Annotated in this window: 18 protein-coding genes; 1 reads left to right on the top strand and 17 read right to left on the bottom strand. The window is 45.9% G+C overall.

Annotated features, from left to right (window positions below):
• Window positions 1-16 precede the first annotated feature (16 nt).
• The 11 genes from GPK58_RS03825 to trxB form a co-directional block, all read right to left on the bottom strand.
• Window positions 17-778, bottom strand: coding sequence for a DeoR/GlpR family DNA-binding transcription regulator (locus GPK58_RS03825; RefSeq protein WP_215638236.1), 762 nt, complete (start codon window positions 776-778; stop codon window positions 17-19).
• A 420-nt stretch (window positions 779-1,198) separates the two neighbouring features.
• Window positions 1,199-2,512, bottom strand: coding sequence for a M28 family metallopeptidase (locus GPK58_RS03820; protein WP_215638235.1), 1,314 nt, complete (start codon window positions 2,510-2,512; stop codon window positions 1,199-1,201).
• 207 nt (window positions 2,513-2,719) lie between these two features.
• Complete coding sequence (locus tag GPK58_RS03815; protein WP_215638234.1) at window positions 2,720-3,409, bottom strand: C40 family peptidase; 690 nt, start codon at window positions 3,407-3,409, stop codon at window positions 2,720-2,722.
• 798 nt (window positions 3,410-4,207) lie between these two features.
• Entirely contained in the window at window positions 4,208-5,065 is an 858-nt protein-coding gene (locus tag GPK58_RS03810) for a YitT family protein (protein ID WP_022426920.1), read from the bottom strand.
• A gap of 177 nt (window positions 5,066-5,242) precedes the next feature.
• Window positions 5,243-6,085 carry a Cof-type HAD-IIB family hydrolase gene (locus GPK58_RS03805; protein ID WP_215638233.1) on the bottom strand — a complete coding sequence of 281 codons (843 nt, stop codon included), beginning with the start codon at window positions 6,083-6,085 and terminating at the stop codon, window positions 5,243-5,245.
• Window positions 6,086-6,244: 159 nt separating this feature from the next.
• The gene (locus GPK58_RS03800) at window positions 6,245-7,924 is read right to left on the bottom strand and encodes a glycoside hydrolase family 13 protein (RefSeq protein WP_059086276.1); all 1,680 of its coding nucleotides are present in this window, start codon (window positions 7,922-7,924) and stop codon (window positions 6,245-6,247) included.
• A gap of 192 nt (window positions 7,925-8,116) precedes the next feature.
• On the bottom strand, window positions 8,117-8,947 hold the full coding sequence (locus tag GPK58_RS03795) for a PTS system mannose/fructose/sorbose family transporter subunit IID (RefSeq protein WP_215638232.1): 831 nt from the start codon (window positions 8,945-8,947) through the stop codon (window positions 8,117-8,119).
• Window positions 8,944-9,759 (bottom strand): PTS mannose/fructose/sorbose/N-acetylgalactosamine transporter subunit IIC, encoded by an 816-nt coding sequence (locus GPK58_RS03790; protein WP_215638231.1) that lies wholly within the window; start codon window positions 9,757-9,759, stop codon window positions 8,944-8,946. Before GPK58_RS03790 ends, GPK58_RS03795 begins: the two co-directional genes overlap by 4 nt.
• A 49-nt stretch (window positions 9,760-9,808) precedes the next feature.
• Complete coding sequence (locus GPK58_RS03785; RefSeq protein ID WP_215638230.1) at window positions 9,809-10,840, bottom strand: PTS mannose/fructose/sorbose transporter subunit IIAB; 1,032 nt, start codon at window positions 10,838-10,840, stop codon at window positions 9,809-9,811.
• 421 nt (window positions 10,841-11,261) lie between these two features.
• Window positions 11,262-12,299 carry a LacI family DNA-binding transcriptional regulator gene (locus GPK58_RS03780; RefSeq protein ID WP_252195760.1) on the bottom strand — a complete coding sequence of 346 codons (1,038 nt, stop codon included), beginning with the start codon at window positions 12,297-12,299 and terminating at the stop codon, window positions 11,262-11,264.
• On the bottom strand, window positions 12,286-13,224 hold the full coding sequence (gene trxB / locus GPK58_RS03775) for a thioredoxin-disulfide reductase (protein WP_215638228.1): 939 nt from the start codon (window positions 13,222-13,224) through the stop codon (window positions 12,286-12,288). The genes GPK58_RS03780 and trxB overlap by 14 nt, the downstream gene beginning before the upstream one ends.
• Before the next feature lie 168 nt (window positions 13,225-13,392).
• On the opposite strand from trxB, the gene GPK58_RS03770 reads away from it, so the two are divergent.
• The gene (locus GPK58_RS03770) at window positions 13,393-15,165 is read left to right on the top strand and encodes a DUF885 domain-containing protein (RefSeq protein ID WP_252195759.1); all 1,773 of its coding nucleotides are present in this window, start codon (window positions 13,393-13,395) and stop codon (window positions 15,163-15,165) included.
• A 10-nt stretch (window positions 15,166-15,175) separates the two neighbouring features.
• Here GPK58_RS03770 and GPK58_RS03765 read toward each other — a convergent pair whose 3' ends face one another.
• From GPK58_RS03765 to GPK58_RS03740, 6 genes are all read right to left on the bottom strand, one after another.
• Window positions 15,176-15,457, bottom strand: a complete 282-nt coding sequence (locus GPK58_RS03765; protein WP_021651190.1) for a hypothetical protein — start codon at window positions 15,455-15,457, stop codon at window positions 15,176-15,178.
• A 5-nt stretch (window positions 15,458-15,462) separates the two neighbouring features.
• Window positions 15,463-15,876, bottom strand: coding sequence for an acyl-CoA thioesterase (locus tag GPK58_RS03760; RefSeq protein WP_252195758.1), 414 nt, complete (start codon window positions 15,874-15,876; stop codon window positions 15,463-15,465).
• A 66-nt stretch (window positions 15,877-15,942) separates the two neighbouring features.
• Window positions 15,943-16,185 carry a hypothetical protein gene (locus GPK58_RS03755; protein ID WP_173739408.1) on the bottom strand — a complete coding sequence of 81 codons (243 nt, stop codon included), beginning with the start codon at window positions 16,183-16,185 and terminating at the stop codon, window positions 15,943-15,945.
• A 238-nt stretch (window positions 16,186-16,423) separates the two neighbouring features.
• Window positions 16,424-17,752, bottom strand: a complete 1,329-nt coding sequence (locus tag GPK58_RS03750) for a transposase (RefSeq protein ID WP_215638226.1) — start codon at window positions 17,750-17,752, stop codon at window positions 16,424-16,426.
• A gap of 45 nt (window positions 17,753-17,797) precedes the next feature.
• Window positions 17,798-18,229 carry an IS200/IS605 family transposase gene (tnpA, locus tag GPK58_RS03745; protein ID WP_215638225.1) on the bottom strand — a complete coding sequence of 144 codons (432 nt, stop codon included), beginning with the start codon at window positions 18,227-18,229 and terminating at the stop codon, window positions 17,798-17,800.
• A gap of 7 nt (window positions 18,230-18,236) precedes the next feature.
• A complete protein-coding gene (locus GPK58_RS03740) occupies window positions 18,237-18,905 on the bottom strand; it encodes a hypothetical protein (RefSeq protein WP_161209284.1) in 669 nt (222 codons plus the stop codon).
• Window positions 18,906-19,485: the final 580 nt, after the last annotated feature.

Below are 19,485 nucleotides of genomic sequence, written 5' to 3'. Positions count from 1 at the left end.
CTTTATTACTGTCTGCTCAGAGTAATTTCACTCCGGTATTCCTCAGTATGTTCACAATGGTATCATCCGGAAATTCATCGGTAATGATCCCGCTGATATCATCAAAATGTGTATATTTATAAGATTCGTTAAAATAAAACTTCTCTCTCTCCATAACCACATATTTATGTCTGCTGCTCTGCACTGCCGCCTTCTTGGTCAATCCATCCTCCACTCCGGATGTAGTAACTGCAAAATCTGTCATATCCACGCCACAGCTTCCCAAAAATGCCCGGTCAAAGCTGTACTGCTTGATCACCTCAATGGCCGCAGCTCCCATAAATCCATTCACCGAACGGTACATAGTTCCCCCTGTGCCTATGGCCGTGATGGACGGATTCGCAGCAAGGATCTGCAGGATATCGATCATATTGCTGACAACCACAACATGCATACCCGACGAAGCGATAAGCCTTGCCAGCTCTATATTTGTAGTGGAAACATCCAGAAAGATCGTTTCGTTATTTTTGATCAGCTTGAAGGCTTTCGCAGCGATCACTTTCTTCTTATCAAGATTGTACATACGCCTGTCTACTACGTTTCTCTCCAGAGGATACTCCTGTGACAGGATCGCTCCGCCGTAAGTCCTCTTTAATCTGCCTGCATTTTCAAGGATCTTGAGATCCTTGCGGATACAGTCCTCCGTAACCTGAAACATCTCGCTTAATTCTTTGACCCTGACTTTTCCTTTTTCGCGGAGACATTTCTCTATTGCATTCTGTCGTTCTTCTATAAACATGGTCCTATCTCCTCATTCCTGATTTTTCTGTGATAAAAGTTCCAGAAATCAACGCTCCGCAAAACAATATCCGGCGCATTGATCCCTGGAAAGCCTGTGATTTCAGTATAACAGTTCGATATCTTACTATCAATTATTTTGTATTGTTTTTTATTGTTTTATCGTATTTCGATCAAATCAAGTAATTCCACTGGTTCAATTGCGAACCTCCGCTTGCCCCCTGTTCCGGGAATCCCTTACAAAGCTGCAAATATCCCCCTGACTCAAAGCCACATGTTCCCTTGCGGAATTATAAAGGTCAATAACCATTGAAAATATTGAATAACTTATGAGGACTTGTCTGTACTCTTCCCGAAACAGACAAGTCCCCACAGTTCCATAACAAATATCCAGTTATGAGCAGATAAAATCAGATTTTTACTATCTGCACATATATTCAGCCAGCTCTCCGATAAATTTCTCCGGCATCTTTCTCTCAAACGGGAAAACCTCTGCATTCCCAAGCGCATCCGCAATACATCCCAGAAGGATCGCACTTCTCTCCAGCGACCAGGCAGACAGCAGATCAATGGTATCATAACGGGTATGCATGCCAAAACCATCCCGGTTCAGAGTCATGGCCGGAATTCCCTTCCATGCAAAAGAATTGGAATCACTTCCCCAGATCTGATTCTTCACAGACGCTCCGATCCCTGCTCCGTCAGCGATCTCAAGAAGCTTATCACAAACAGAAACCTCTCCCGTCACTCCCAGAACATTTCCTCCGATCAGCTGCCCGGCCAGATCTACATTCATATTAAAACGATGCGCTCCAAGCTCACTCTCATGAACTATGATATAATCCCGGCTGCCCAGCAAACCCTTCTCCTCAGCACCAAACCACACAAATTCCATAGTCCTGCGCGGTCTATACTGCTGAAAATATCTGCAAAGCTCCATGATGATCGCTGCCCCAGCCATATTATCATAGGCCCCCGGTCCCTCCGGCACCGAATCATAATGCGCCGTAATCGTCAAGATCTCATCTTTCTTATCCGTACCTTCGATCCTCGCCACTACATTACGGGATCTGCACGCCGTCACATCCTGTTCCACAACCAGGTACACCTCAGACGCACCCTCCGTCACCAGCTCCACTGCATCCTTATAATGAAGATTCGCCCCCGGAATCCTGCCACTATATTTTTCCTGCATCTCGTGAATATCCTCTGCAGACTCCGACAATCCTTCTATCACTTCTGCTGCATCCCCCGGAAAGATCATCGGCAGGCTGCGCTGACAGGGAACCCTGTCCACTCCTTCATCCAGCGGAGAACCCTCCACACTGATAAAACCAACAGCTCCGGCGCTCACCAGTCTCTGATACACATCACCACTCACCCGGCCATTCACCATAACGATCTTGCCCTTCGCCCGGGAAAGACTGACAGCATCCCCATTCTCCACATACAAAAAATCCGCTTTCAGACCTTCTGCCCCAGTATTTCCACATCTTCCATACCCGGTCACCACATACTCCTTCTGATAAGGCTCCACAACCTTAAGCACCGCCCTGTTGATCCGAAAACCCCAAAAAGAAAACTCCTCCATCCAATTCTTCACTCCGAAGCTGTCCAAAGTATCCCGGATCATCTTCGCCGCCTTCACTTCCCCAGCAGTACCCGCTTCTCTGACAAAATCAAACCCGGCCAGAAACTCCATCTGCCGCTTACCACTGATTTCCTTTGTATTCATAACCCCACAACCTTTCTGAATTTTATCTAAGTCCCCACCCACTGCTTATTGCTTTTCGCAACCCCGCAGGAGACTTACTTGATTCGGTTAAATTATACACTATTTTTCTTCAAAAAAACTGCCCGCAGCTATTTTTCAGCCAACCCAACCAAAAAATCTCCGCAGACAGTTTATATTTCATATCAGTAAATCATTTATATCTATATCCTAAGCCACAAACGAACCAACCGCAGCCGGAGCCCGGTAATCATAGTCAGAAGCCTTGATCCCTGTAGCCGCTGTACTGGCGTGAACGATCTTGCCATCACCAATATAAAGAGCCACATGATCAATACCACCCTCACCATAAAAAACCAGATCACCAGCCTCAATATCCGCAACACTCTTCTTCTCAGAAGCCGAACACTGAGCTGCAGCAACACGAGGAAGCTCATACCCAAACTCCGCAAACACAGACATCACAAACCCCGAACAATCCGCCCCGTTAGTCAGACTCGTACCACCATAAACATAAGGATTCCCCACAAACTGCAGCGCAAAATCCACAATCCCCTGCCGCATCTCCAGACGCGCAGCCTCAGCAGCCTTACGCTCCTCTTCCGCCTTACGCGCAGCCTCAGCAGCCGCTTCAGCCTCAAGCCTCTCCTGTGCGATCACCTCAGCCTCAGCCTTCGCCTCCTGATACCCCTGAACCTCAGAAACCGTTTTATCCGCCAGAGCACTGGCAAAAGCAGAAATAGAATCCGCACCATCCGAAAAATCATCCTCAATAGAAAGCTCCTCCACATCTCCATCAGACACAGCACTGACACCATCCACATCCGCAAAAACAACAGAAGGAACCACACCCACAAGAACAGCACTCAGAACAACAGCAGCAAATTTCTTATAAAACATAAACAATAAAACTCCTCTCAGAAAACCACGCAGCAGCACCCACCCATTCAGGCAGACATTCACAATCCACTTCGCCACGCTCCTCATTCGCCATTTTGTTACATTTTTATTAAATTTGTTACGCAAGTGTGTATCCTACCATAAAAACCCCCACCTGTCAAACCCCTTTCACAAAACCTTCACACACCAATCAGCCATCCAGCACAGCGACGATGGCTTCCACAAGAAACTCAGCCCTTCCTCCCAGCCATCCAGCGCAGCGACGATGGCGCATCCCTCACCTTCAGACCACAGGAAACTCAGCCTTTCCTCCCAGCCATCCAGCGCAGCGCTGATGGCTCATCCAATTCCCGGGAATCCACTCAATCCTCCAGCCCTCATCAATCCCCACTTCCGCCAGTCGCCCCACACCCCCACCACTACCTCCCGCCCGGAACTGAACAGCCGGGGAGACGGGTGCCGGTTGGCTACGACTCTGCAGGAGGGGAGCTGATTCTTGGCTGGCGGAAATCTGCGTTGTTTTTAAAAAGTCCGCTGTCTGAGCGGCAGCAAGCCGCGAGTTCGGACTTTTTAAAAACGGTTTTAGCAGAATTCCGGCAGCCTAGAAGCCAGCCCCCGACGAAGCCCGGAGCAAACCGGCACCCGTCTCCCCGGCGTCCGCCATCCGCCATCCACCATCCACCACAAAAAAGAGCGCCCCGCAGCCCATCCAGCCCGCAAAGAACGCTCTCCTAATTTCCATCAGCTTACAATCATACACAATCACCTACGATCAGCATACACCCCCATACGATCGCATCAAATATAACTCATAAACCCCTTTCCAACAACCTCACTACTCTTAGTAACCATCAAAAACGCCTGCGGATCCACCTCATCAATAAACCTCTGCAGAAGCACCGCCTGTCTCACATCAACAACCGTCAGAATAATCTTCTTATCCTTATGTGAATAAACCCCCTCCCCATGATAAACCGTAGCACTCCGATCCAGCCCATTCATAATAAACTCACAGATCTCATCCGGCTTACTGGAAATAATCGTAAAATACTTATTCAGCTTCATCCTCTCAATAGACTTATCGATCAGCAACGTCTTAGCCATAAGCCCCAGTACAGAACAAAGCCCCGTAGTAAGATCAAACACCATAAACGAAACAACAACGATCACACAATCCACCGCAAACAATGCACCTGAAATATTCATCGTAGAATACTTCTTAATGATCATCGCCACAATATCCGTGCCACCACCCGAAGCATTCTCAAAAAACAGCAGCGCCGCAGCCAGCGCCGGCAAAATGATCGCAAAGCAAAGCTCCAGCATAATATTCCCCGTCAGCGCCCTGTCCATAGGAAAAACCTTCTCAAACACATTCAGAAGCAAAGAAGAAACAACCGTAACATAAGCCGTCTTCACTCCAAAATCCCGGCCAAGAACAATAAACCCGATCACCAGCAAAATCAGATTGATCACCAGGTTGATCTGCGCAGACGTCATCGGAATAAAATGCGAAAACACAACCGCCATACCCGAAACACCACCAAAGGAAAAATTATTCGGAAACTTAAATACATAAATCCCCACATCCATCAGAACAACAGCAAATGTGATAATGATATACTCCATCACACGCTTTGGTATCAGATTTTTCATTAAAAAATATCCTCCTGATCTCCTCAAATAATTTTCACCGGTAACTACCGGTCAAAACCAGCAATCCCCGCATCCTCTTCGTTTATCATACCTTATATCACCAAAAATGCAAATAAAAAAGACAGAGAAAAATACATTTCCCTGTCCCTTATATCAACGATCACGATCAACCACAGCTTACAGCCCGAAAAACCTCTCCAGAAATTCCGCCACACCATCATGATCGTTATCTCCGGTCACCTCATTCGCTGCATCCTTTACATACTGTTTGGAATTGCCCATAGCAACACCGATACCTGCACCCTCCAGCATTTCCAGATCATTCTCATTATCTCCGAAAGCGATCACATGCATCCGGTCAATACCAAGCTTTGTGCGAAGCATGGCAAGACCCACACCCTTGTCCACGCCTGCTGCATTAAACTCCGCATTGCCGCTGATGGAAGTAGTCACTGCCACATCATCCAGATCCTTCCATTTCTCACGAAGCGCCCTGCTGGTCTCCATATCATCAAAATAAATATTGATCTTCTCTGCCTGATCCAGAATATCTTCCTGATGATAAAAATCCTTAACATATACATGTCTGCTGAGGAAATAATCTACAAAAGTTTTTTCCAGCAGAGCTTTATCCGCTACAGATGCCACATAATCTCTGGCATCCGCATCAGAATAGGCGATTCCATTTGCATAAGCCTCTGCGATCCAGCCTTTTGCGTCGCTGTTTTCCACATCCTTCAGGATTTTGCTTACCATTCCTTTGGGCATGGTTTTTCGCCAGATCATCTCATTTTTATCGTAATCCCAGACAACACAGCCGTTTTCCACGATTCCCCATTTCACACCCCGGAGCACAGAAAACTCCTGAGGGATCAGCTCTCTGGTCCTTCCGGTTGCCGGCACCACATAATGTCCGTCATCGATCAGACGCTGCAGAACATTTCTGTTCCTTTCAGAAATCTTATTCTCGCTGTTCAGAAGAGTTCCGTCCATATCCACTGCAATGATATATTTTTTCATAATTTCCTCCTGTTTGTCTTTTCCCACAGGCAAAAAGCGTATCTGCACTGCACCCGGATATCCTTTGGCAGTACAGATACGCACAAATACTCATACCTGCTCTCTGTAAAGCGGAGACTTTTCTTCCACTTTACTACTACATATACAACAGCTCAGGAATTACCGGATCCTCATCATAAACGCCTCGTACGGTCTTAAGTCCGCTTTGATTCCTGTTCTGTCCTTATAGTTTGCAATCTTAATATCCTCTTTATCGGACACATATTTCGCAAGACCTTCTGTACTTACCGTATCCTCAGAAAGGTTTGCCACCACGATCCACTGCTCTTTGTCGGAAGTTCTTAAATATGCAAAGATCTTCTCGTCTTCCGGAAGAAGGAGCTGATAGTCACCTTCTGTGAGAAGCTCTTCCTCATGACGAAGACAGATCAGATCCTTATAATAATAAAACACGGAATCATTTTTTTCCAGAGCTTTTTTTACATTGATCTCCTGGTAACGATCAGAAAGGCGGAACCATGGCTTACCGGTCGTAAATCCTGCATTTTCGCTGTCATCCCACTGCATAGGAACCCTGGCATTGTCACGACTCTTGTTCCATACTGCCTTGCGGAAATCATCCTCAGAAATGGTTTTGTTCTTAACGACAAGATCCTGATATGCATTACGAACCTCGATATCCTCGTACTCCTCCAGCGGGAACTGCACGTTTGTCATACCGATCTCCTCTCCCTGATATACATAAGGAGTTCCCTGCATACCATGGAGAACGGTAGCATAAGCCTTTGCACATTCCTCGCGGTAAGTAGTGTCATTTCCCCATCTGGAGATCACACGTGGCTGGTCATGATTTTCAAAATACAGAGCATTCCAGCCCTTGTTATAAAGCTTGTTCTGCCACTCACTCATAACACGTTTCAGATCACGGAGATCAAAAGGCTTCAATTCCCACTTGCGGTTTACAGAGCCCGGAATACGGTCGATGTTCATATGCTCAAATGTGAAGATCATATTCAGTTCCTCACGCTCCGGATCTGTAAACAGTCTTGCAACCTCCGGTGTGGAGCCCGGCGCCTCACCTACCGTCATACAGTCATATTTTGAAAGCACCTCCCGGTTCATCTCATGGATAAACTCATGAAGTCTTGGTCCGTTGCTGTGATATTTTCCTGTATAATACTTGCGGCCATCCGTTTTCGGGTAATCCGGGAAGGACTGATCCTTGGAGATAGATGCGATCACATCCATGCGCCATCCGTCAGCACCTTTGTCCATCCAGAATTTCATCAGATCATAGATTTCCTTACGGACGGTTTCATTTTCCCAATTGAGATCCGGCTGTTTTCTGCTGTAAAAATGAAGGTAATACTGGCCGCGCTCTTCATCATATTCCCAGGCACTTCCACAGAAGCTAGAGCCCCAGTTGTTTGGCTCACTACCGTCTGCTTTCGGATCCTTCCAGATATAATAATCACTGTATTTGCTGTCTTTTGATTTCCGGCTTTCCACAAACCATGCATGCTCATCGGAAGTATGGTTGACAACAAGATCCAGAATGATCTTGATACCATGCTCATGAGCTTTTCCGATCAGCTCATCCATGTCCTCGTTACTTCCGAAGCCCGCGTAGATCTTCCGGTAATCACTGATATCGTAACCGTTGTCGTCCTGTGGGGAGTCAAAAACAGGGCTGAGCCAGATCACATCGATCCCAAGATTCTGAAGGTAAGGGAGCTTTTCAATAATACCCTTGAGATCGCCGAAGCCGTCCCCGTTGGAGTCCTTAAAGCTTCTTGGATAAATCTGATATACAACGGAATTCTTCCACCAATCTTTCATTTCTTATGTCTCCTTTATTTTGCATTGAGCAGATATTTATAATCCGTATTTGCCGCTTATTTATATCCCGTCAGATACTCTTCAACTGCCCTTTTTGCGGTCAGTTATTTCAATATAACTTTTTTATAGGTTTTTTATAGGCGAACCACCTGGGGTCCGCCTTTTCATAGTTCTGATCTTTATCCTTAAGGTTTATGCAATTCCAAGAAGAGAGAGAAGGATGCTCAGGATAATAACACCGATGATCAGAACTGTGATGCTGATATTTTTCTTTTTCAGCAGATAGTAGCACAGAAGAGTCAGTCCAAGAGGAACGATACCGATAAGAATCTGGTCCAGCATGTTCTGGAGGTTCAGAACAGATTCACCCTTCATGGTGAGCTCATAAGTGGAATTAAAGGTTACCATGCTGGCAGTCATGCCGCCGACCATGATCAGACCTACAATGCTGGCAGCTTTTGTCAGGATGTTCATAAGACCACTTGCATAAACCTTCTGAATATATTCGGAACCAAGCTTGTAGCCCAGGAATGTTCCATAATATTTCACAAGAATAGACGGAATATTGAAAAGAAGCAGGAACACGATCGGTGCCAGAACATTTCCGGATGCACCAAGACCTACTGCGATCCCGGCTGCGATCACACGGAGAACGCCCCAGAAAATGGAATCACCGATACCGGCCAGAGGTCCCATCAGAGAGGATTTAACTGCATTGATAGAGCTCGCGTCAAAATCCTTCTGCTCACTGTTTTTCTTCTCCATGGAAGCTACAAGACCCATGATGAAAGTGGAACAGGTGATGGTTGTATTGAAGTAGGACATACTTCTTGTGAGGGCAGCTTTTTTGCCTTTCTCATCGTTTTTGTAAAATTTGTTGATAAATGGCATCAGGGAATAGCAGAAACCGGAAGCTCCCTGTTTTGCCGGGCTTACTGCCGCATACAGAGTGAAGGAACGCCAGAATGCTTTTCTCAGCATTTTTCTTTCATCTGCAGGAATGGATTTCGTTAAATTACTCATGAGAAAAATTCCTCCTCTTCTTCATCAAGATATTCGTCAGAACCACCGGCCGGTGAAGCTGTCACTCTCTGCGACGCAAGCTGGTTCAGCTTGTAATCATTCATACCAATGGAAATGGCAATGATCACACCGATCACGGCAAGAGCGATCAGTGGAAGCTTTAAGTATGCTGCAAGTACAAAGCCCAGGAAATAAAACATACAGATCTTGTTATCCCAGAGCATCTTCATCAACATTGCCATACCTACTGCCGGAAGAAGTCCGCCGCAAACTGTCAGACCATTCATAACAACATCCGGGATGGCATTCAGAAGTGCACTGACTGCATCAGATCCGAACAGGATCCCGAAAAATGCGAACAAGGAATATAAAAACCAGTTTACAGCCCAGAGCCCATAGTGAAGAGCAACGATCTGTTTTTCTTTTCCTTCTGCCGCCAGACGGTCGAAGGTTTTTGCAAACATACCTACAATAAAAATATAGAGAACGGTCTTGATCTGAAGACCAAGGATACCGATTGGAAGTGCAAGTGTCAGGGCAACCTCAGAGCTTTTGCCAAGCATGATGGCAAAGGCAGTTCCTACAGCTGTGGCAATTCCGGGTTCTGCTGCAGAAGCTCCGCCGATATTTACAACTCCCATGAATACAGCTTCCAATGAAGCTCCGATGATAACTCCTGTGTGAAGATCTCCAAGGAACAGACCTACCAGTGGCCCGATGACGATTGGACGGTTCAGCATAGTAAATCCGACCAGCTCTGCACCGCCGACACAGATAAATACGGCAAGTGCTACAAGAAATGCGTTTAACATTTTTTCTTTCCTCCCTTTTTTGTGCTACGTTTTATTTATTCAGTGGATGTCAGTCAAGCTTGTCCAGTATATCCTTCACAAGCTTCTGCTCATCATTGGGTACCTGCTGCATACAGGTCTTCGGATCAAGAGCCACCAGCTCTTTCAGTGCCTGCTGTTCTGCTTTTGTCAGCATGATAGTCGGGGTCAGGACAAGCTTCTCGGAAACATCGATTCCATCAAAACGTCCCGTATTTCCTACATTGAGGAATCCGATCTCACCAACACTTTGTCTTATCTTCAGAGCATCCTTTACCGTTCTTGTCAGAACCAGAATACGCATCCTGGATGCCTTCGGATTGTTTAAGATACGAATGGCTTCATCCACCGGTTTGATCAGCGATTTGATTCCGCCCGGTACGGCCATTTTCAATGCCATCTTCTGGGTGTTATCGTTAGCTGCCTCGTCGTTAGCTACCACGATTCCCTGTACAGCCAGCTGTTTGGTCCAGGTCATGGCAACCTGTCCGTGGATCAGACGGTCATCTACACGAAGTGCGGTGATCTTTGCTGTGGAATTGTCATAGGACTGGGGAGCCAGAGCTTTTTTCGGTGCGGATTTTTTTGCATGCGATGCAACACCTTCTGAAATCTGCGCAGTATTTTCGATACCCTGTGCAGTATCTTCTTCAGCATTTTTTTCAGATGTGGATTTCTTTCCACCGCCAAAGTCCACTACCTGAAGCTCTTCTCTGGCATCATCGATAAACTCTTGGATCTCATCCTCTGTCACATCGTCATCTGCCATCATGACCTGCATCAGGACCGGAAGGTTGGTTCCTGTGATCAGCGTAACATTTTCTTTCTGGCTGTATCTCAGAAGCTTCTGATTTACGCTTCCTCCCATCAGATCTGTGAAAACGAAAATCCTGTCGTTTTCATGCTGTGCGAAATATTCTTCAAACTTTTTCTCCACATTGTCTTCCGGTGTCACATATGCGTCGATGGTTGTGATCTCATCCATTTTTCCAACGATCAGCTCTGCTGTATAACGAATGCCGGAGGCCATTTTTCCATGTGTGGCGATCAGAATCTGTTTCATCTGGTATTCACTCCTTCTGTACTCTTTCCCTTTGGTTATGTACCTAACCTTTATGTTCACACTATAGCATCAAAGTTAGACTGTGTAAATAGGTTATGTACATAACCTATCATTGTAACAAGTTCAAAATCATGGTTTTGTGCAGGTTTCACATAGAACAGCAAATGCTTATTATCCACATCTTCAGCACGAACCTACACAGGATAACTCTTTTACGATTTCAGGTAAATTTACAAAAAGCCGAAAATACTCTGACTGTCAGACACTGACAGTTCCCGTATATTTCGGCTTTTGATATCTTTATATCTTAGATTCTCTATACTCTTACTATATTGAAAGTCCCGATTTTCTATTTTTCACAGTTCTGCAGTGACTTCTCGTATCTCTCCCCTTGATCAGATCAGGTACATTCTCTGCAGACTTACTTTTCCTCATGCTGCGGCTGTACAGATCTCCTGGGGATCAGCGTGACCGGAAGCATGATCTCATTTTCACGCTCTTTTTCCACTCCATTGATCCGTTCCATCAGAATTTCCACTGCAAGAGATGCCTTCTGCTCCACATTCTGGCTGATAGTAGTCAGACGAGGCACGGAAAATTCCGCATAGCTGATGTTATCGTATCCTGCAATTCCGATCTCCTTCGGAATCTTTACTCCACGACTGCTGAAAAAGCTGATAGCCTCCAATGCATAGAGGTCCGACAGGAAAAACAGTGCGGCCTTTGGTTTTTTCCGCTGGAGCAGCCACGCATAGCTTTCTTTTCGTTTGGCGTAGTTCATTCCAAGAGCAGTAAACTGCACCTTCTGCTTTTTCTTTGCAAAATCCTTCGCCGCCCGCTGAGCGCCCATGTAACGAAGATGATCCACACCATTATCACGGCCTGCACAAACCTGGATATGCTCATAGCCGCATTCCAGAAGATATTTTGTCATAAGATAGCCGCCACTTTCGTCGTCCAGTCCGATATTCAGGACATGGTTTTCCTGGCCTGCATCAAGCTCACCATATGCATCAATAGAAACGATCGGTTTGTTGATCAGCTGATAGATTTTTTCGCAGTTGCTTTTGCTGAAGGAAATGGCAATAACACCATCTACATCCCAACCCATGACCATCTGGAATATCTTATCTGTATCCTTTGCGGAATACAGCATCAGATAATATCCCAGTTCCTGCACGTATTTCTCGATAAAACCGATGATCTTTCCATAAAAAGGATCTCCGATGATAGAATCCTTGAAGTCTTTATGATAATTGATCACAACTGCGATCAGCTGGGATTTTTCTTTATTCAGAACTCTCAGTCCCATTTTCTGGACATACCCCATCTCCCGGATAAGATTCTCGATCTTCTGAATATTGGCAGGAGATACTTTTTTTGTTTTTCCATGTATGACGTTGGAAACAGTTGTTGTACTCACGCCTGCTCTTTGCGCGATTTCCTTAATCGTTGCCATTATCTTTCCTCCAGAGATATTTCTGTACGGAAGCCACTGCATTGGCTCCGTCTGAAACAGCAGTTACTATCTGGCGAAGTGCCTTGGTACGAATATCCCCCGCTGCAAAAACCCCAGGTGCGCTGGTAACACCCTCTTCTCCGGCACAGATATATCCATTTTCATCCAGCTTGAGCTGGTCCTTTACAAGTGTCGTATTAGGAACGATCCCCACAGCAATGAAAACACCTTCTGCGGTCAATTCCCTCTCTTCATTTGTTTTTATATTACGGATTTTAAGACCGGTCACTTCATCCTGTCCCAGGATCTCAAGGGGAACACTGTCCCACACCATTTCTATATTCTCACAGGCAAAGACTTTCTCCTGAAGTGCCTGATCTGCTCGAAGCGCATCACGGCGATGAACAAGATATACCCTTTCACAGAGGCCGGAAAGAAAAACTGCATCCTCTGCTGCCACGTTTCCTCCCCCCACTACCACTGCGGTCCGATCCTTATAAAAAGCTCCGTCACAGGTAGCGCAGTAGGAAACACCAAGGCCGCTCAGATCATCCTCTCCCGGGATATCCAGCTTCCGGTGCTCTGCCCCAAATGCAAGGATCAGGGCTTTCGCCTGATATTCATGCTTTTTTGTACGAATCGTCTTGATCTCTCCGGAAATATTTTCCAGGAAAAGAATCTTCTCTCGCTGCGGTTCCAATCCCAGCTTCCGGGCATGCGCCCCAAAGGCTTCTCCGAGATCCATGCCCGATATCCCCGGCATTCCCGGATAATTATCCACCGCATAGGTAGCTGTGACCTGGCCGCCCGGTGCAAAGTTTTTATCGATCCATATGGTATTTAACCTGGCCCTGGACGCATAGATCGCTGCCGTGATCCCTGCCGGACCTCCGCCTAAAATTGCAAGATCATAAATATCACTCATGTTATTTCTCCATTTTTGTATATTTCCGCTCACATAATATCATAGATTCCGTAATTTTCCAATATGATAGAACAAAGCGCCACTCTGAAAGGACGTTACTGTTTGCTTCGAGACCATCAGCACTCTCCACATGGTATATGTCTGTAAACAGTAATGAAAGACTGTCTTATGTCTCTTAAAATCAGGAAAAATAAATTTTCTATTTTCATCACTCTGCTTCTTATCCTGGCACTTCTCACCGGCCTTACTGCCGGTTATTTTTCCACTCACGGGATCACAGAAAACGGAAAATTCGAAGCCTTTTCCGGAAAAGTTTTTCAAAATGAAGTTTCCGGCAGCACCCTTACCCTCCATTATACCCTGGCACATCCGGAAAAACAGGGTATCCGGCGAAAAAAAGCTTCTCTTGGCACTGTCCCCACAGATATGAAAAGTACATACCAGATCTGCAGCCAGTACGAAAAAAAGCTGAAATCCTTCCGCTACAGCCGCCTTTCCACGGAAAATCAGCTGACGCTGGACTCCATGCTCCTCTATTACCACACGGAAAAATCACTGGGCGACAATTATCTGCTTCAGGAGCCTCTTGGCCCAAGTCTTGGTATTCAGGCTCAGCTTCCGGTTCTTCTGGCGGAATATGCCTTTTATGAAGATCGTGATATCACCGACTATCTCACTCTTCTCACCACCATCCGCCCATACTTTCGGAGCATCCTGGAATTTGAAAAAAAGAAATCCGAAGCTGGTTTCTTTATGAGCGATACTACCCTGGACCGGGTCCTTGCACAATGCAGTGCTTTTATCCAGAATCCCGATAACAATTATATGCTGGAAATTTTCCAGAAAAAGCTATCCGAATATGGAAAACTTCCTTCCTCAGAGCAGAACGCTCTGGTCCTGACCCACCAAAATCTTATGAAAACAGAAGTCATCCCAGCCTATCAGGAACTTATGACCGGTCTGGAAGCTTTGCGTGGCACAGGAAAAAACACTCGTGGCCTGACTTATTTCAAGGGAGGAAAAGCCTACTATCTCTATCTTCTTCAGAGTCAGACCGGCTCTTACGTTCCTGTAAAGCAAATGGAAAAACGACTCTCCGGACAGCTTTCCGACGAGATCGGCATCGCAGGAACCATACTTCGACAAAACCCGGAGCTTCTGACTACTCTCAGCCGGGGAATCACTTTCAGAGAAATAAAGCCTGCCCAGATGCTGAATGCCTTGCAGCAAAAGATCCAAACAGACTTCCCACCTCTCACAGATATCACCTTTGAGCTCCGCACAGTCCACGATTCCATGAAAGAATATCTAAGCCCCGCCTTTTATCTCACCCCACCTATGGATACCGGAACCCCCAATGTGATCTACATAAATCCGGCTGCCAACTACCAGGGTCTGGAGCTTTTTACCACACTGGCACATGAAGGATTTCCGGGGCATCTTTACCAGACTGTCACCTTCCAACGCCAAAAATCCTCCAACATCCGAAATCTTCTCTGCACCTCCGGCTTTGCAGAAGGATGGGCCACCTACATCGAACCCTATGCCTACCAGTACGCCGCCGATTATATTCAGGATCCTTCTGCCACAGAGCTTGCTAGGATCTCCTGGCTGAACCGAAGCATCAATTTATGCATGTACTCCCTTCTGGACATTGAGATCCATTACAACGGCTGGACTCAGGCCGAAGCCGCCAGCTTTCTAAAAGCCTTTGGTATCGAAGACAGCGCCGTTGTCTCCGAGATCTACCAGTATATCCTGGAAACCCCGGGAAATTATCTGAAATACTACTGGGGCTACTTAAGTCTTCTGGACTTATGCACTTCCGAACAGAACCGCCTTGGCCAGGACTTTGATCTGAAAGCTTTCCACAGCCAGGTACTGAAGATTGGTGGTGTACAGTTCCCGGTGCTGGAGAAGTATATTGATGCGGAATTTTGAAACTATTTTTTCACTCCAACCCAGCAAAAAACAGTTCATAAAAATCATCCTCACCCTCAAGCATCGGAGAATTCTCTCCGCCGCCATTGGTACTCCTCTTCATCGCTGCATAAAATTCCTCACCAGCTGCGATCAGATCCATCTCATAAACCGGAACCCCAAGCTCCCGGCACTTCTTACAGAAAGCAGCCAGCGGCGCTTTCTCCCTGCGGGTAGCAAGCAACATCTCCCGAAGCGCCGGGTCCCTGCGGGCCTTTTCCTTCAGATTATCAAGCATCTCCACAACTTCCATCAGACTCAATCCCCCTTCACACAGCTTCTGAACAGCACATCCAGTTCCGGAATCTCTTTTTTCAGAGAAACCAGCTCCCCATTCCTGGTAAAACAATGCTTCGAGGAAGCCTCTGTACAAACCTCTCTTCTGGTCACATTAAAAAACTCATAAGCCAGCTCCAGAACCACACCACTGTACTTCTTCACCGAAACCGAAATCCCAACTACATCATCAAAAAGCACCGGCTTCTTATAAGAAACTGAAACCCCTGCAACCGGAGAAACAATCCCCCGCTTCTCCACCTCACCATAACCAAAGCCCAACTCCTTCATGAAATCGATCCGGGCCTCTTCCATCCATTTCACATAATTGGAATGATGGATGATCCCCATCTGATCCGTCTCATGATACTGTGCCTTACGCCTGTAAACACCCATGTTTATATCCTCTCTTCTGTAAAAATCTGACATTTGTCACCAGTAACAAAATATCCTCTTTATTTCTCACAAACCATACTCTTTATACAACTCCCTGCACGCCTCCGCACTGTCTATTATTCTCCCGATCTCATCCATCCGGCCATCTGCGATCAGACGATTGATCAGCATTCTCACTCGTGCTTCTCCAATGGCCTCACCTTCTGCCTTTCCTTCCGCTTTTCCTTCCGCTTTTCCAATAATTTTCCCACGTGCTTCTCCCAGCTCAAGCAAACGTTCCGATTCCAGCTGTAAAACCTTTCCACCCATAATTTCATCTACTCCTTTGATTTTTTCTTCTTTTCGGAAAATGTAATCTGATATCCTTACAATTAATCTAGTGGATCTCACACGACTAAAGTCACATGCTCCTCAGTCGCTTTAAGCGACAAGGCTAAATATCGGCGGATACGCCTGTAGCTTAGGATATGCACAGTCATGCGCTTTTTCCATGCCAGATATGGCAGGTTCCCACACTGCAGGTAATCCGCTGTATATCTGCCTGTGTTTATGCTGCTCTTAAGAGTTCCATTTCTGAAAATAGTTCTCTTAAGTCCGCATATACACATGAGATCCTACGCTTTACTGAAGGGACTTTTGCCTCCAGCAAAGACCTTTCCGTTGCCGGAAGGGGTTTTAAGAGTTCCCGGATAAAATATCTTGCTCCAATATTATAGGACGCCGAAAGATCACAGTTATATCTTTTTCCATTCTGGAATGTACATAAACTGTGATTGCCTGGATCACGGACAACTGTTCCCGACCCATCACAGGCAAGCCTGCTGGTATTCCATGCACAGATCCTGGATATCCGCATCCCTCTGCGATGCGCCTGATGTTCACATCTTATCTGGATATCCCTTTTTCTCCACAAATGCAGCTTCTGTTTCTTTCTTCCGGATATCTTTCCTTTTGTTTCCAGATACTCAAACACGATCACATCCGCGTGGTTTTCTTCCGCATATCCTGCAACTGCTCCTGCGATCTTTCTTCCAAGTTCTGTGTTAAGACGCTTCGCATAAGCCCATCTGCTTTTCACCTGTACAGGACCATGTTCCCGCTGGAACCTGCGTATCCGTCCCAGCACACGGTACATCCGGTCTTTTTCACTGGGAAAATCAATAAATTTTCTTCCCAGGACAGTTCCATCTGACCGCATAATAGTGCAGACTGCATCCGTATTGATCCCTAAATCCACACTGCAGATGATCTGTTCTTTTACAGGTGCCTTTGTAAGCTGCACCTCTTCTGTATAAGAAAAACGCAGGAAATATTTACGATGCCTTTTTTCCAGCACGGGAGCTGCTGTTCTTTTTCCCGCCCAGTATTTCCTCAGATATTCCATATCTGTATGGCTGAGACTGACCCGGAACCATTTCCAGTCATGGCCGTCATAAAGTTTCAAGTACGCTCCATCTTTTTCCTCCGTATCTTCACGGTACATCACATCACGGTAAAATACCGGCATAGCATGATTACCACACACCAGCTTCGGCGTGCCGCCTTTCTTATCCATTTTTTTCCACAGTTCCAGCCTCGTCTTATATGAGGATACGCTTCCCAAGGCATGCTGGATAGCTGCCCTTCTGAGATAAGAAGGCATCTTTGGAAATCGCAGGTCAAAATCAAACCTTGCCTGATTCTTTTTTGTGGTATGCACCAGATGTTCTGCAGTATTGAAACGTTTTTTAGGTTCCGTGATCACTGCCAGTTCATCCCATGCCTGGGCATAGATCTCAATCAGGCAGCTGACCGCAGAACGATAAATATCCAGTGTCTGGCGGATCGGGATATTCTGTTTTCGCAGTTCTACGCCATAACTGGATACTGTCCTCATCTTTTCTCCTCTTTCTTACAAATATAAAAAACGAGTTCTTTCAGATTACTGTTTTTCTTTTTGCCCTTCGATATAAGAACATACCTGTTCCCTGCTCCTGTCACTCACAGTTACTGCACAATAAGATGGATTCCACAGATGCCCTCCCCAAAGTTCCTTCTTCAGTTCCGAATGCGCAAGAAACATCTGCCTGGCAATGTTCCCCTTCATGATCTTGATCATATCCGAGATATAAAACTGTGGTCTGCAGTCTACAAGAAGATGGATATGATCCGGCATAACCTCCATTGCCAGGATCTGAAATTTATATTCTTCTGCAAGGTCACAGAGCATTTCTTTGCATTCTGCATCAATACCATCTTTTAAAACTTTTTTCCGATATTTTGTACACCATACCAGATGGTACTGCAGGGAATACACATATCCTCTACCATATGAAAGTCCATTATTATTGATATTAAATATATTTTTCTCCATGTTTTTATTATACCATACGCAAGAAGAGTTTACAAACATTTGTTCTGTTCATTTTCAAAAATAGTGCGTCTAACTCATCACTACTGAAGTAACGAGAATGCGACGCACAGTTATTCAATAATCTTCGTAGTTTCTCAGAATCCTCACCTATTATATGCGCCGACTCCTCGTATCTCATTACATAAAACGGAAGTAACATCAGTAAATTCTTCTCAAAAATGCTATCCTTTGTATAACGCTCCACCTTCACCGTCGGAACACGATATACACACACCTGCCCATCCGGAAGCAGCAGCTCCACTTCCTCAACATCCGGCGTATTCTTCGTAGATCTTAAATAAATTACACATGATCTCGGAAACTCCACATAAAACTTCCGTCCTACTCTCCGCCTACTCTCCAAAGCAATCGCAAAATCATACTCAAACATTCGGATCGCCATCGTAATATCATCCGTACTCTGACACTCAATATGATACACCTTATCCCCGATCAAAAGCTGGGCATCCGTGATCAGTTCCCCGTCCTCCAGCTGATGCTCATTCCGAAGATGCACGATCTTCACATCCTTCGGATATGAGGTATGAAACACCTCGTTGATAAGCGGAACGAGCAGGTAAGTCATCTTCTCCACCATTGTCCGGAAAACATCGTCAAATATAGTATTGTTATTCATTAACACTCCTACTGATATATAAATTATACCATACAAAGAAAACATAAAAACCCCATAAAACGGATTTTCAGAACCTTCACAGTAACAAAAAAATGGAAAACGCTTCAGAACCCGAAGCTCCAAGAATGTCCATACAGACAAAAGATCTTATAAGATATACCAACCATACCATACACCAGAGAAAAAATCACGCAAAACCCATCCAAAAATTCCACCACAATTCGACACACTCCCAGCCGACAACGAAGCACCTCGACACACTCCCAGCCGACAGCGAAGCACCTCGACACACTCCCAGCCGACAACGAAGCGCCTCGACACACTCCCAGTCGACAGCGAAGCGCCTCGTCCCACCCCCTTCCCATCAAACCACAAGGAAACTCAGCCTTTCCTCCACGCCGTCCAGCGCAGCGCTGACGGCTCATCCAACTCCCGCCCAGCCACCCTAGCCCTACCGCCTTGAACCTCACAGCCCGAGCCGGGGATGCTGTCTGGTCTGCCTCTGCAGGAGGGGAGCTGATTCTTGGCTGGCGGAAATCTGCGTTGTTTTTCAAAAGTCCGCTGTCTGAGCGGCTGCAAG

The sequence above is a fragment of the Blautia sp. MCC270 genome (assembly GCF_018785605.1).
GTDB lineage: Bacteria > Bacillota > Clostridia > Lachnospirales > Lachnospiraceae > Blautia_A > Blautia_A fusiformis.
The sequence above is the reverse complement of the archived record's forward strand: the minus strand, read 5'-3'. Positions and strand labels throughout refer to the sequence as shown.

Excerpts from the sequence above, each read along its gene's own strand:
- GPK58_RS03825 (WP_215638236.1), bottom strand. The coding sequence starts at position 778 with ATGTTTATAGAAGAACGACAGAATGCAATAGAGAAATGTCTCCGCGAA.
- GPK58_RS03820 (WP_215638235.1), bottom strand. The coding sequence starts at position 2,512 with ATGAATACAAAGGAAATCAGTGGTAAGCGGCAGATGGAGTTTCTGGCC.
- GPK58_RS03815 (WP_215638234.1), bottom strand. The coding sequence starts at position 3,409 with ATGTTTTATAAGAAATTTGCTGCTGTTGTTCTGAGTGCTGTTCTTGTG.
- GPK58_RS03810 (WP_022426920.1), bottom strand. The coding sequence starts at position 5,065 with ATGAAAAATCTGATACCAAAGCGTGTGATGGAGTATATCATTATCACA.
- GPK58_RS03805 (WP_215638233.1), bottom strand. The coding sequence starts at position 6,085 with ATGAAAAAATATATCATTGCAGTGGATATGGACGGAACTCTTCTGAAC.
- GPK58_RS03800 (WP_059086276.1), bottom strand. The coding sequence starts at position 7,924 with ATGAAAGATTGGTGGAAGAATTCCGTTGTATATCAGATTTATCCAAGA.
- GPK58_RS03795 (WP_215638232.1), bottom strand. The coding sequence starts at position 8,947 with ATGAGTAATTTAACGAAATCCATTCCTGCAGATGAAAGAAAAATGCTG.
- GPK58_RS03790 (WP_215638231.1), bottom strand. The coding sequence starts at position 9,759 with ATGTTAAACGCATTTCTTGTAGCACTTGCCGTATTTATCTGTGTCGGC.
- GPK58_RS03785 (WP_215638230.1), bottom strand. The coding sequence starts at position 10,840 with ATGAAACAGATTCTGATCGCCACACATGGAAAAATGGCCTCCGGCATT.
- GPK58_RS03780 (WP_252195760.1), bottom strand. The coding sequence starts at position 12,299 with ATGGCAACGATTAAGGAAATCGCGCAAAGAGCAGGCGTGAGTACAACA.
- trxB (WP_215638228.1), bottom strand. The coding sequence starts at position 13,224 with ATGAGTGATATTTATGATCTTGCAATTTTAGGCGGAGGTCCGGCAGGG.
- GPK58_RS03770 (WP_252195759.1), top strand. The coding sequence starts at position 13,393 with ATGTCTCTTAAAATCAGGAAAAATAAATTTTCTATTTTCATCACTCTG.
- GPK58_RS03765 (WP_021651190.1), bottom strand. The coding sequence starts at position 15,457 with ATGGAAGTTGTGGAGATGCTTGATAATCTGAAGGAAAAGGCCCGCAGG.
- GPK58_RS03760 (WP_252195758.1), bottom strand. The coding sequence starts at position 15,876 with ATGGGTGTTTACAGGCGTAAGGCACAGTATCATGAGACGGATCAGATG.
- GPK58_RS03755 (WP_173739408.1), bottom strand. The coding sequence starts at position 16,185 with ATGGGTGGAAAGGTTTTACAGCTGGAATCGGAACGTTTGCTTGAGCTG.
- GPK58_RS03750 (WP_215638226.1), bottom strand. The coding sequence starts at position 17,752 with ATGAGGACAGTATCCAGTTATGGCGTAGAACTGCGAAAACAGAATATC.
- tnpA (WP_215638225.1), bottom strand. The coding sequence starts at position 18,229 with ATGGAGAAAAATATATTTAATATCAATAATAATGGACTTTCATATGGT.
- GPK58_RS03740 (WP_161209284.1), bottom strand. The coding sequence starts at position 18,905 with ATGAATAACAATACTATATTTGACGATGTTTTCCGGACAATGGTGGAG.